The following is a 12,446-nucleotide window of genomic DNA, read 5'->3' on the forward strand; positions in this document are numbered from 1 at the left end:
ATCTCATCGTCTTTTGCGCGGTCATCGGCATGCTGCTGGCCGTACCCGGCGTTCTCACGGCTGCCGAGGCCCTGACGGCTGTGGCAGCCTGCGCCGGCATCTGGCTGGTGGCAGGGGCGGCGGCCGCGTTCAACTGCCTGGTCGAGCAGGGCATCGACGCCCGCATGAAGCGCACGGCGTGGCGCCCCACGGCCCGCGGCGAGTTATCCCGCCGCCAGACGCTGTTGTTCAGCGCTGTCCTGTGCGGCACCGGCATGCTGGTGCTGGGCATGTGGGTCAACCTGCTGACCATGTGGCTCACCCTGGCCACCTTTGTCGGCTATGCCATCGTCTACACGGTGTTTCTCAAGCCGATGACACCACAGAACATCGTCATCGGTGGCGCATCCGGCGCCATGCCACCGGTGCTCGGCTGGGCCGCCATGCGGGGAGCGGTCGAGCCCGAAGCCCTCATGCTGTGCCTGATCATCTTCCTCTGGACACCGCCGCACTTCTGGTCGCTGGCCTTGTACCGGGTCGAAGACTATGCCCGTGCAGGGCTGCCCATGTTGCCGGTGACCCATGGCAACGCCTTCACCCGGCTGCACATCCTGCTCTACACCATCGTGCTGCTGGCCGGCAGCCTGCTGCCTTTCATCTACGGGATGAGTGGCTGGCTCTATCTGCTCAGTGCGCTCGTCCTGGGGGCGATGTTCGTGGGTTACGCCTGGCGGCTGTGGCGGCGTTACAGTGACGAACTGGCCCGCAAGACCTTCCGCTTTTCCATCGTGCACCTCATGCTGATGTTCGCAGCCTTGCTGGTCGATCACTATTGGATCCTCTAGACCATGCGCCTGCGTTTTCCTCTGCGCCGCCGTCAGTTCGTGCTGACCGCGGCGTCGGCCCTGCTGCTGTCGGGCTGCGGCCGCCCCGATGCTTCGCCCGATGCCCCCAAGGCGACTTTCCACGGCGTGGACATCACCGGTGCCAGCTATGCGCGCCAACTGAGCCTGAAAGACCTCGACGGGCGGCTGCGCTCGCTGGACGAGTTCAAGGGCAAGGTCGTGTTCGTGTTCTTCGGGTTCACGCAATGCCCGGACGTGTGCCCGACGACCATGGCCGAGATTGCCGAGGTGCGCCGTCGCCTGGGCCCGGATGGCGACAAGGTCCAGGCCATCTTCGTCACGGTCGATCCGGAGCGGGACACCCCAGAGGTCCTCAAGGCCTACCTCGGCAACCTCGACAAGAACTTCATCGGGCTGCGCGGCACGCGCGAAGAGACCGATGCGATGGCGCGCGAGTTCAAAGTGTTCTACCAGAAGGTCCCCACGTCCGAGGGGCACTACACCATCGACCACACGGCCGGTGGCTACCTTTTTGATCCTCAGGGGCACGTCAGGCTGTTCGTGCGCTACGGCATGGGCGTCGATCAGCTCACCGCCGACGTTCGGCAACTGCTCGCTTCATCTTGAAACGATTTGTGTCCCCTGCGTGCCACGTGGAAGATTTGACACGTCTTCTTCCGTGTTCTGGCGAATACTCCGTTTAACCCGAGCCGATCAGGTGCAGACTGCGCTGGCGTCCCGGGGATGAGTGGAACATGGACGGGCCGGCTGCATCCGAAAGGCGAGTCAGAAGCCCTGTCTGTTAGGCTGAACAGGCAGCTGTAAGGGCATATCTGGCATGACGAAGTTTGGGGTGGCGGTGGTCGCCTGCCTGGTGGCAGGGGCACTTGGGGGGTGTGGCGGTGGCGGCGGCGGCGAGGAGCCAGCCCGTACAACCTCGACGGCTTCATTGAACGCGGGAGACTCGACAGTTCAGGCTTCGGGGCTGATGCTCGCGCCGGTCCTGGTCGGGGCCTCGTCCTCGGCGCAGGTGAGCTGCCCGCAGACGCAGGTGGTGTCGGTTGCCACCTTCGGTGCCCGCCCGGATGATGGCGTGGACGACACAGCGGCGCTGCAGCGGGCCATCAACGAGTCGACGCCAGGGACCACGCTCGTGCTGCCGGCTGGTCGCTACCAGCTGTCTTCGGTGCTTCTGCCGCGATCGGACCTGACGCTGTGCGCCAGCACGACTGCCACGCTGGCGTGGACGGGCGGATCGGGGCACCTGATCGACGCGGTCTACCGTGGCCGCGCCGACCGCTTCAACCTGTACAACCTGACCTTCGACGGCGCCTCCGTCATCCTGGCCGGCACGGGCAACCGGGTGGTGAACAACACCTTCCGCAACGTCAACCGTCCGGCTGGCGCACCCACCACGGACCGCAGCCGCCTGTACGGGCTGCACCTCGTCGACTTCACGGACGGGGTCGTCGAGCACAACGTGTTCAGCAACATCGACACCGAGACAGCCATCATCGGCTATGGCGTGTCCGGCAGCCGCATCCGGCAGAACACCATGAGCCAGGTGTTTCAGGCCATGCATTTCTTCGACCTGTCCAGCACGGAAGTCAGTCAGAACCGCATCAGCGGTGTGCGCCGCATGGGCATCGAGATCCAGGGCCTCAACCTGACCGGTGCCGTGATCCGGGACAACGTCCTGTCTGACTGGCGATACCAGGCCGACCAACGTGAGCTGATCGGCCTGTCGGTGGTGTCGGGCAAGGGCGTGCTGATTCAGGGCAACGTCCTGCGCTGCGGTGCGGGCTGTGATGGCAGCGAACGTGGCTGGGGCATGGAACTGGGCGGCGCCGACGGTCAGCAGATTCGGCGCAACGTCGTGCAAGGCTTTTCGGTCGGCATCGGTGTCGCCATCCTCGACAGCATCACGGTCGAGGGCAACGCCATCTATGACGCCCACGCCGGCATCTTCAAGTTCAACAACGGCCCGGTGGCCAGCAGCCTGCGCATTGTCGGCAACCAGATCGAGAACGCCCGTGATTGCGGTATCTGTGGCGAGTGGACCCTGGCCCATGCCCCTGAGGTGACGTCCAACACGGTGGTCCGCGAGGCGGGGCGCTGGGAGGGCGATGCCGGCCGTCGGTACGTCGGCATCACCATCAGTCCGGTCGCGGCCGGCGCCCCTGCGATGAAGGTGGCTTCCAATCGACTGCTGCTGGAAGGCAGCCCGACGGCGGGGTTACAGGGGTGGGGGCTGTGCCTGTGCGGGGCCCTCGGAAACCTCACCGGACTGACGCTGGACAGCAACTGGTTCGGCAGCACGGGCAGTTGGGGCGGTGGCATCCTGATCAATGCCGAGCGCGCGGCTCAGGGCGTGCGGTTCCAGTCCAACGTGTTCCAGGGTTTGTCGTCGGCCGTGGCGGGTGTTCACACCTGGCTGGCGGGGTCGTTCACTGCCTCGGGCAACCAGGCCATCAACGTGCCGAGCAGCGGCCTGTGGCCAGGACTGGTGCCGACGTCGACTGTTGCCGCGCTGCCCGGTTTCGGGTTGTCGTCGACCGGCACGGGGAACCAGCGCACGCTGAAGGCGGCTCTGGAGGGGGGCTCGTCGACCGACTGGCAGTTCGGGGACGGCTTCAACACCACCACAGCCGGAACCGGCATTCGCCACCTGTATGCCGTGGACGGCGGGCAGCGGATGATGGCCCGGGCCTGGGTACCTCACGCGTCGGGCGGTTGGCTCACCAGCCGGGTGGATGTGAGCCTGGCGGGACTCTGAACGTCGCAGCCACCCGTCAGGCGCTCAGCAGCGTGAAGCTCTGACGCCCTGACCAGCTTTCATCCGGGCCGAGGGTGACCGGATGCATGATGCGGGCGCCTTCCACGCACAGCATCTGCTGCCAGCCATCGGCCGGCATGTCCTTCAGCGCGGCGCATTTATCCGGTCCGGGGTTCCAGATCACCGCGTCGGTCAGACCCTCGGTTTCGATCGCCAGGCGGCGAGGACCGTCCCGCAGCAGCAGGCTGGGGGCCTGTGCGTAGATCCGATCGATCTCGCCATGGAAGCGCTTTTCCGGGTGGTCTTCCACGGCCTCGGTGCGCAGGACGCTGTCCGCGTAGTGGCAGCCTTCCAGGCCCTGCAGGCGCACCTGGCCGAGCTCCGACACGGCCAGGTAGGTGTGCAGGGCGGCTGCAAAGGGCCAGGTCGTCGTACCCGGGTTGTGCGCGTGAAGTTCGAGGTCCAGGCGCGCGCCGCTCACCGACACCGTCAGCTCCAGCGTGAAGGCGTGGGGCCACAGCGCGCGGGTCGCCTCGTCGTCGCGCAGCACCAGGGTGGCCTGGGCGTGGTCGCGGCCAGCACGCTGGCTGTCCAGCATCCAGGCGCGCTGGCGCGCCAGGCCATGGCGCGGCAGGCTCACATCCGGGCCGCGTTGTTCGAACTGAGGGAAGATCACCGGCACGCCGCCTCGCACGGCCAGGCCGGGGCCGGCCACGGCCTTGGGCGACAGGTACAGCTGTTCATCCGCCCCGGCGGGAATCCAGGACACCACGTGGCCCCCGTGCAGCAGCACAGTCGCCTGCGCGCCATCGGGCGCACGCACACACAGGGCCGGTTGACCCAGCACCTCGGTCATCGGAAAGCTCGCATCACTCATCCCGTCAGTATCCACCCTTCGACCGGGTCCATGCCATCCGGCAGGCCGTAACACCGGTCGCCGGCCTCCGCGCGGGCCTGGGCCCAGGCCGCCTGCATCAGGCACAGCACGGCATCCAGACGGTCTCCCTTCGGGTCGGCGACCAACGCATCGTGCTGCGCCGCGCTGAGCTTCAGCCGCAGGCCGAGTCGCGTGCGCCCCTGTTCCAGCGCCGTCAGCAGGTCCTTGCGTGCGATCAGACGGGCTTCGCTGACGTCGGTCTCGCTCTTGTAGCTGCGCCGCCCCAGGATCTCGCCGGCCAGCCAGCCTGGATAGGCCTCGAGTGCGACCGCCTCGGGGCGACCGGGCCGCTGGCCGGGCAACGTCACGTCGGCGGCCACCAGCCGCATGAGGCCCTCGAAGTACATCTTGCCCACCGGCACGTAGCGGGTCTGCAGGGGGCTGGTGCTCACCATGCCCGGGCGGGCCAGGTCGGCCGTGCGGTGGACCAGGCGGGAGCCCGGCGGCCGATCGGCATGCCAGGTGACGCCCCAGCCATCCACCAGCTTTTGAAAGCCGGCCCGGTCGCCACAGTGGGCGTGCAGGGCACGGATCAGCCGCTCCGTCTCGCCGATGCCCTCTCTGTGCCAAGGCGGTGAGAAGCCGCGCGCAGGACAAGGGGGCAAGGGGCGGGCGCCGCTCAGCCAGTCCGGCAACATCCCGGGGCCATGGGCGTGCAGGGCATCGACGAACTCCCTCGGCAGGCCGAAAGGGAAATCGCATCCCATGACGAAACCGGCGCCCAGCGGGCCTTCCGTCCGGGGCAAGATCAGGGCAACCAGGGCATCGTGGGTGGGCAATTCGTCCACGCGCTCCAGCCTGACCACGGCACCCGATCGCCGCCCCCAGGCCAGGGTGAGGGGCTTGCGGGCGGACGGGGCGCTGCTGAAATCGAGCCCGAGCAGCCAGCCCTTTGTGCCGACCGGGTTCAGTTCGGGCGGCTGACGATGCACGCGGTCGCGATCAGCTCTTCCAGCAGCGCCATCGAAACCTTGCCGGACACCGCGTACGGGTCCAGCACCGGGCGCTCGGAGTACTTCAACAGTGTCGACGGGTTGACCCGCGCCAGGTTGACCTGCCCCATGGTCCAGCCGGCGAAGCGCCGCTCGGTGATCTCTTCGTAATGCAGCAGCACCACATCCTTGTGACGCGGGTCACGGCAGATGTGGTTGTAGAGCTCGCTGACGGTGTCGCGACCGCCTTCCAGCACCTGCATGAAGATGTCGCCGCTGTGGCACAGCAGGCCGGTGATGCCGCGTCGGGGGTTCTCCTTGCGCGAGCTCACCAGGATGGCGTCGATGGCTTCCGGGGTCAGCGGCTCGCTCGAGCGGCTTGCATACAGCAGTCGAACCAGCATGGCTCAGCCCTTCTTGTTGTTGACGAGCGAGAGGAATTCGCGGCGCAGATTGGGGTCCTTCAGGAAGGACCCGCGCATCACGCTGTTGATCATCTTCGAGTCCATGTCCTTCACGCCGCGCCAGTGCATGCAGAAGTGGTCCGCTTCCATCACCACGGCCAGCCCATCGGGGTTCATGCGCGACTGCAGCACGTCGGCCACCTGGGTGACGGCCTCTTCCTGGATCTGCGGGCGGCTCATGATCCAGTCGATCAGGCGGGCGTACTTCGACAGGCCGATCAGGTTGGAGTGCTCGTTGGGCATGATGCCGATCCACACCTTGCCGATGATGGGGCACAGGTGGTGCGAACAGGCGCTGCGCACGGTGACCGGGCCGACGATCATCAGCTCGTTGAGCCGCTCGACGTTGGGGAACTCGGTGACCGGTGGTGCGGCGTGATAGCGCCCCTTGAAGATCTCGTGCAGGTACATCTTGGCGACACGGCGCGCGGTGTCCTGCGTGTTGTGGTCGCTTTCGGTGTCGATCACCAGGCTGGAGAGCACCTCGCTCATCTTGCCCTGCACCTCGTCGAGCAGCCGCTCCAGCTCGCCGGGTTCGATGAACTCGGCGATGTTGTCGTTGGCGTGAAAGCGGCGCTGAGCGGCCTTCAGGCGCTCGCGGATCTTCACCGAAACGGGCACGCCCTGGTCGTCGTCCGCGGCGGCAGGGGAGGGGTCGATGGCGCGCAAGGAGGGGCTGTTCATGTTGTGTGGGTCCGGTCGATGGGGCGAGGCCGCCACAGGCCTGCGCCAGGCAGTGCGCTAGATGATGTCCGCACTGTAGCCTGACAGACATTGCCTGAGGGATTCGAGGGTATCCGCATCGCGCAGCGGTTTGTCGGTGCGCCAGCGCAGGATGCGGGGAAAGCGCACGGCCAGGCCGCTCTTGTGCCGTGGGCTGGGCGCGATGCCTTCGAAACCCAGCTCGAACACGAGGGACGGCCGCACCGCGCGCACCGGCCCGAACTTCTGCAGCGTGGTCTGGCGGATCACCTTGTCGACCTGGGCGATCTCGGCATCCGTCAGGCCCGAGTAGGCCTTGGCAAACGTCACCAGCTGCAGCCCGTCGGGGTCGGGCGGCTGCCCGGCCGAAATCGCCTCCAGCACCGACTGCACCTCGGCCTCGTCGCGCGGGGGGCGGCTCCACACGGCGAAGGTGTAGTCGGTGTAGAGGCTGGCGCGCCGGCCATGACCGGCCTGGGCGTAGATCAACACCGCGTCGACCGTCATGGGCTCGGTCTTCCACTTCCACCAGATGCCGTCGCTGCGCGTGCGGCCGGTGCCATAGCGGGCGGCGCGGTGTTTGAGCATGAAGCCCTCCACCTGCAGGGCCCGGGCTTGCCGACGCAGTTCGGCCAGCTCGGCCCACGCCTGCGGCGTTTCGGGGCGGCTGGCCAGTGGCGACAAAACGAGGTCGTGCAACGTGGTGACGTGCGACTCCAACAGCTGGCGGCGAAGCAGCTGTGGTTGCGCTCGCAGATCGCGGTGCGCCCAGGCCAGCAGATCGTAGGCCACGAAGGCGCAAGGCACCTTGGCGAGCCACGCCGCGGTGAGCTTCTGGCGGGTGATGCGCTGCTGCAGCATGGCAAATGGCGCGGGCGTGAAGGGCAGGCCCAGCGCCGCGCTCGGTGTGGGCTCGATGGCCAGGATCTCGCCATCGAGCACCGTGCCATCGGGCCAGTGCTGCGCCAATGCGGCCAGATCCGGAAAACGTTCGGTGATCAGCTCCTCGCCGCGAGACCAGATGCCGACCTCGCCGCCTCGGCACACGATCTGCGCGCGAATGCCGTCGAACTTCCATTCGACCAACCAGTCGTCCGACGGGCCGATGGGCTGCTCCGGTTGATCGGGCGTGCGCCCCTCCTCCAGCGGGTGGGCGAGAAAGAACGGGTAGGGCTGCGTGCCTTGTGGCTCGTCGGTGTCCCCTTCCAGCGGCGCCACCAGGCGGGCGTAGGCATCGGCATCTGGAACGTGGCGGGCATCGGTGTAGCCCATCAGGCGTTGGGCCACGACGGTGGCCGGCACCCCGCTATGCTCGGCCAGCGAGCGGATCACCAGTTGCTTGCTCACCCCGACCCGCCAGCCGCCGCCGATCAGCTTGATCAGCACGAAACGCTGTGACCAGTCCAGCGGGGCCATCCAGGCGCGCAGTGCCACCTGCTGGGCTTCCAGCGGCTGCCCTCGCAAGGGCAACAGGCGGTCGTGCAGCCAGCGATGCAGGGGCAGGGCCGTGGCATCGGCGTCGTCGCCCGCGGCCGCAGCGGGCAGCAGATGGGCGATGGTTTCAGCCAGGTCGCCCACCGCCTGGTAGCAGACTTCGAACAGCCAGGCATCGATGCCGGCCGCGTCAGCCGCCCACTCCCGCAAGGCCGTGGTCGTGATGGCCCGCCGCGGGCGTCCACCCGCCAGGAAGTACACGGCCCAGGCAGCGTCATCCGGCGACGCGTCGGACCAGTAACGCGTCAATGACGCGACCTTGTCGCGCGTGGCCGTGCTGGCATCGAGTTCTGTGTAGAGCTGCGCGAATCGCTGCATGCACACAGCCTAGCACCGCCCGGCGGCGGGCCGATGCATGCTCAGTCAGCGTGACAGACGGGGTCTTGGGGGTGTTGCACGCAGTGGCGGGCGCGACAGGTGGCGGCCTGCGCGCCCGAGAGCTTGCTGCACAAGGGCGACGGCGCTGGCCTGGCGGTCGTGGACCGGGTGCGGGCGTGGGTCATCACCGCCTGCACCAGGGCCACGTCGTCTTCGCCCGGGCGGGGGGTGGCCTGCGCGACCGGGCGGTCCTGCTCGGCTCGCCGTGGCTCGGCGTCCTTGGGCTTGCCCGCCGACTTGTCCGGCGTGCGCCGGGTGGGCTTGCTTGGCTTGCGCTCGGTCGACGCCGTGGACCGGGCGGGCTCGGCCGCGGCGGCCAGTGGCTTGGCTGCGCTTGCCAACGCGAGAGCCGCGGGGGGGACACCTTCCGGTCCAGCGGGGGGCACGTTCTCGATTCTTGCCGCCGCTGCCTCGGCGGTAGGGCGGGCGGTCGGCCCCGCCAGCGCCGCCAGGGGCCCCTCCGAGGACGCCGCTGCCAGCGGCGATGAGGCCACCACAGCAGGCGCCGAGCTGGTGGGCGTCGGGGCTGGGATGCGGGGCGACTCGGCAGCCTGTGGTGCCTGTGCGTTCGCCAGCTGGCTGACGCCGGGATTGCCGTGGCTCACCACCACCGAGAACACGGCGAGCAGGGCCAGCGCACCGACGCCCATCAGGCCCAGGGCCAGGGTGCGCTGCCAGGGGCGCCGGGCGGTGCGGTGGCGGCGCGGCAGCGCATGGCGCGCCGGTCTCTGTGCGGATTCGAGGGTCGACAAGAGGCGCGGCGACACCGCGTGGTCTGCGGCGTCGGCATCCGGATGGTTCGGGTCCATGCCTGCAAACAGGCTGGGCCGGTCGAGAGAAGGACGCGGGGATCGGGCAGGCGATGTGTCGTCTGCCAGGCCGCGTGTCCGGCCGTGGTCGTGGCTCAAGCCAATCTCCCTGGGTGACTTGTTTATGGTTGAATCGGCTGATTCTACGAATCACAGTCACAGGGACGGCACCCCCGTTGCGGGGTTGCAAGCACTGGTTACCAAAAGATGCAGGCAGGGTGGATCTGGCTCGGCGTGATGCTGGGATGTATGGCACTGGCCGCCGTCGTGTTTCCGGGGTGGTGGGCGGGGCCGTGGCGGCAACTGGGTGGGCGCTGGCGGCACCGATCGCACCGGCGTCTGCGGTGGCAGCGCGCGCCGGCGCAGGCGCCGCGTCCCCGGCTGTCGAACAGCTCAGCAGGGTTGCGCGCGTCCTGGCGCAGACCGGTGGCGACCATCGTGGTCCTCGCGTTGCCGGTGGTGGGGGTGCTGGCCTGGAGCCTCTCGACCCCCCGCATGCTCGAGGGCTTCGACGACAGCCTGACGGCCTCCGATGAACGGGTGGCCCAGCTGCTCGCCGGGGAGCAGCTGGTGCCGCCGCCGCCCTTGCCGCCGGATGTCTTCACCACGGCCGAGGTCGAGATCGAGCGCCCCATGCTGGCACTGGCCGATCGGCGCTGGGAGCAGATGGACCCGGAGTTCGTACAGCGCCTGTTGCTCGTCTTCAAGATCATGAAGGAGGAGCACGGCTACGACATGGTCCTGCTTGAGGGATGGCGCAGCCCGGAGCGCCAGAACCTGCTGGCGGCCCGAGGCGCCAATGTCACCATGGCCACGGCCTGGCAGAGCTACCACCAGTGGGGCCTGGCCGCTGACTGCGCTTTCGTGCGCCAGGGCAAGCTCGTGATCTCCGAGCGGGAGCCGTGGGCCATGGAGGGCTATCGCCGATACGGCGAAGTGGCCGAGCGCGTGGGCCTGACCTGGGGCGGGCGCTGGCAGATGACGGACCTGGGCCATGTGGAGTGGCGCAAACCGGGCATCCGCGAGGCGATGCGGGCGGCCAGACAGACCCCCTGACGGATTCATTGACATTCGACACAAGCCGTAACAGCTGACCTGCTTTAGAGGGGGGTGAGCCGCGTTCGTCGCGGCTTAGACTCGCCCCGCGCGGCGCTGACCGCGCCACGACAACAGAAAGCAGACAGGGAGCGCAGGCCATGGGCCGACCATTCATCGTCCTCGGTGACGCCACCGACCATGGCGGGACCGTTGTCCAGGCGTCGGCCATGACCGACACCCATGGGCGAGGCATCGCTCGGGTCGGCGACAAGGTGACCTGTCCCCGCAAGGGCCATGGCGGCACCACGGTGATCGTCACGGGGGATCCGACCATGCTGATCGACGGCATGCCGGCCGCGCGCCATGGCGACAAGTGCGCCTGCGGCGCCACCTTGATCGCCAGCCAGGCGGTGTCCACGGACATCTGACGCGCACGCTCGACAGCAAGGGAGCAGGCCGCGTCCGCTCTGACGTGGGCGACGTGGCTCCCGGTCATCAATCAGGCAGTTCAGGCATGACCAAGGTATGGAAAGTGGCGGGGGTTTGGCTGGTGATGGCCGCCGTCGTCTGGCTCTTCACCATCTGGCGATGGCAGACCACCGATGTGATGGTGTCCGACCGCGACATCGTGCTGCAGTTGCTGGTCCTGCCCCTGTTGCTGACCGGTGCGCTGGTGGGCGCGTTATGGGGGCTGCACCACCTGCGCGCAAGCGTGGCATTGGAGTCTGATGCCACGAGCCCGGGCGCCGGACCGTCTCTGGATTCCTCGGCGGCTTCCAGCGGTGCGGACGAGGCCTTGCGTTGCGCCCAGGCGTGGCTGCTCACCTCGGCGGTGGCCTTGCCCGTGGGGTCCCGCACGGATGCGGCCTGGGCCACGCTGTCGAGTCAGGCCGCGCGGCCTTCGCTCGACCCTTCATTGCTCGATCACGATGGCCTGCCCGTTTTCACTTGCCGTGCTGCGTGGGTGGACGAGGCGCTGGCTGACGCCGACGCCGCGGCCGAGGAGCACGCACGGCCGGAGAGGGTGCGGCGCGCCTGGCTTCTGTTGCAGCCGGTGCTCGGCCAGTTGCTGGACGCGCTCACACTGCTCGGGCCTGACGCGGCCGGTCCGGAGAGCCACCCCCATCCCGACCATGTCCAGGCACCGGTTTCGATGAAGGCGCACCTGGCGGGGGTGGCCATGCCCTTGTCGGCGTCACAGCAGCAGTCCCGCGAAGCAGGCCGACCTCACCTGACGGTGAGGTTGGTGTTGCCGCGCGACTGGGCGGAGGAGGACCGGAACTGGTTCACCCAGGCAGCACGCCAGGCATCCGGCGCGCTGCTGGACTGGGCCGAGCGGACGGGGTGCCGGGCTCTGCACTGGCAGACCACGCCGCCCGAGACGCCGGAGGCCCTGTGGGTCGAGATCGATCAGATGGTGTTGCGATGGCAGCGTGATCCGACGCCTGCCCTGACGCTCTTGCTGGCGGTGGACAGCGCGGTGGACGCCGATGAGGTGGAGCGCAGGCAGGCGCGCGGTGAACTGTTCACAGCGCATCACCAGAACGGGCAGGTGCCAGGTGAAGCCGCTGCGGGCCTGTTGCTCGCGTGCCCGCACTGGCCGCGCCCCGACGATGGGGACGCGCCACCTGCGCTGCTGGGCCGCCCTGCACACGCGCGGCGTGGCAAGTCCGCCGACGCGATCGGCCGTGTCGGCATCGACGCCCTCCGGGCGTTGCTGGATGGGGTGGTCGGGCATCGCCTGGCTGCTCCGGTGGAGGCGCTCACGGTGGTCAGCGATGCCGATCACCGTGGCAGCCGCGCGGCCGAACTGTACGAATCCGTGCAGGAGAGCCTGCCGGGCCTGGATCCGGCAACCCAGGTCGTTCGCGTGGGCGAGGCCTGTGGCGAGCTCGGCGTTGCCCGGGCCGTGGTGCCCGTGGTGCTGGCCCACGCAGCGCTGAACCTCGCGGAGGACGATGCTGCGGCCGCTCTGGCTGTGCTGATGCAGGACGGACACGAACGCGTGGTCGTGCCGCTGAGCCGCCCCGACCGTCCCCATGACGAGCCCGCAGCCGACCTGCCCAACCCCGCACCCCACACAGCCTGAGAC

12 protein-coding genes are annotated in these 12,446 nt (G+C 68.4%); 6 read left to right on the top strand and 6 right to left on the bottom strand.

Annotated features, from left to right (window positions below):
* From cyoE to QZ709_RS00940, 3 genes are all read left to right on the top strand, one after another.
* A partial coding sequence (gene cyoE, locus QZ709_RS00930; RefSeq protein WP_294635492.1) for a heme o synthase occupies positions 1–824 on the top strand: 824 nt, incomplete at its 5' end.
* A gap of 3 nt (positions 825–827) precedes the next feature.
* Positions 828–1,451, top strand: a complete 624-nt coding sequence (locus tag QZ709_RS00935; RefSeq protein WP_294635493.1) for an SCO family protein — start codon at positions 828–830, stop codon at positions 1,449–1,451.
* A gap of 361 nt (positions 1,452–1,812) precedes the next feature.
* The gene (locus QZ709_RS00940; protein ID WP_294635494.1) at positions 1,813–3,600 is read left to right on the top strand and encodes a right-handed parallel beta-helix repeat-containing protein; all 1,788 of its coding nucleotides are present in this window, start codon (positions 1,813–1,815) and stop codon (positions 3,598–3,600) included.
* 16 nt (positions 3,601–3,616) lie between these two features.
* Here the strand turns inward: QZ709_RS00940 and QZ709_RS00945 are convergent, their stop codons facing one another.
* Genes QZ709_RS00945 through QZ709_RS00970 form a run of 6 tightly spaced genes read right to left on the bottom strand, consistent with a single transcriptional unit; the run spans position 3,617 to position 9,415 of the window.
* Entirely contained in the window at positions 3,617–4,477 is an 861-nt protein-coding gene (locus tag QZ709_RS00945) for a D-hexose-6-phosphate mutarotase (protein WP_294635495.1), read from the bottom strand.
* On the bottom strand, positions 4,474–5,469 hold the full coding sequence (locus tag QZ709_RS00950) for a DUF429 domain-containing protein (protein ID WP_294635496.1): 996 nt from the start codon (positions 5,467–5,469) through the stop codon (positions 4,474–4,476). The genes QZ709_RS00945 and QZ709_RS00950 overlap by 4 nt, the downstream gene beginning before the upstream one ends.
* On the bottom strand, positions 5,445–5,873 hold the full coding sequence (locus QZ709_RS00955) for a BLUF domain-containing protein (protein WP_294635497.1): 429 nt from the start codon (positions 5,871–5,873) through the stop codon (positions 5,445–5,447). Before QZ709_RS00955 ends, QZ709_RS00950 begins: the two co-directional genes overlap by 25 nt.
* A gap of 3 nt (positions 5,874–5,876) precedes the next feature.
* A complete protein-coding gene (folE, locus tag QZ709_RS00960) occupies positions 5,877–6,617 on the bottom strand; it encodes a GTP cyclohydrolase I (RefSeq protein ID WP_294635498.1) in 741 nt (246 codons plus the stop codon).
* 57 nt (positions 6,618–6,674) lie between these two features.
* A complete protein-coding gene (locus QZ709_RS00965) occupies positions 6,675–8,447 on the bottom strand; it encodes an ATP-dependent DNA ligase (protein ID WP_294635499.1) in 1,773 nt (590 codons plus the stop codon).
* A 41-nt stretch (positions 8,448–8,488) separates the two neighbouring features.
* A complete protein-coding gene (locus QZ709_RS00970; protein ID WP_294635500.1) occupies positions 8,489–9,415 on the bottom strand; it encodes a hypothetical protein in 927 nt (308 codons plus the stop codon).
* A 150-nt stretch (positions 9,416–9,565) separates the two neighbouring features.
* On the opposite strand from QZ709_RS00970, the gene QZ709_RS00975 reads away from it, so the two are divergent.
* The 3 genes from QZ709_RS00975 to QZ709_RS00985 all read left to right on the top strand — a co-directional run bounded on the left by QZ709_RS00975 (position 9,566) and on the right by QZ709_RS00985 (position 12,443).
* The gene (locus QZ709_RS00975) at positions 9,566–10,372 is read left to right on the top strand and encodes a M15 family metallopeptidase (RefSeq protein ID WP_294635501.1); all 807 of its coding nucleotides are present in this window, start codon (positions 9,566–9,568) and stop codon (positions 10,370–10,372) included.
* 140 nt (positions 10,373–10,512) lie between these two features.
* Entirely contained in the window at positions 10,513–10,782 is a 270-nt protein-coding gene (locus QZ709_RS00980) for a PAAR domain-containing protein (RefSeq protein WP_294635502.1), read from the top strand.
* 86 nt (positions 10,783–10,868) lie between these two features.
* Positions 10,869–12,443 (top strand): hypothetical protein, encoded by a 1,575-nt coding sequence (locus tag QZ709_RS00985; protein WP_294635503.1) that lies wholly within the window; start codon positions 10,869–10,871, stop codon positions 12,441–12,443.
* Positions 12,444–12,446: the final 3 nt, after the last annotated feature.

The organism is uncultured Aquabacterium sp. (assembly GCF_913773725.1).
Classification (GTDB): domain Bacteria; phylum Pseudomonadota; class Gammaproteobacteria; order Burkholderiales; family Burkholderiaceae_C; genus Aquabacterium.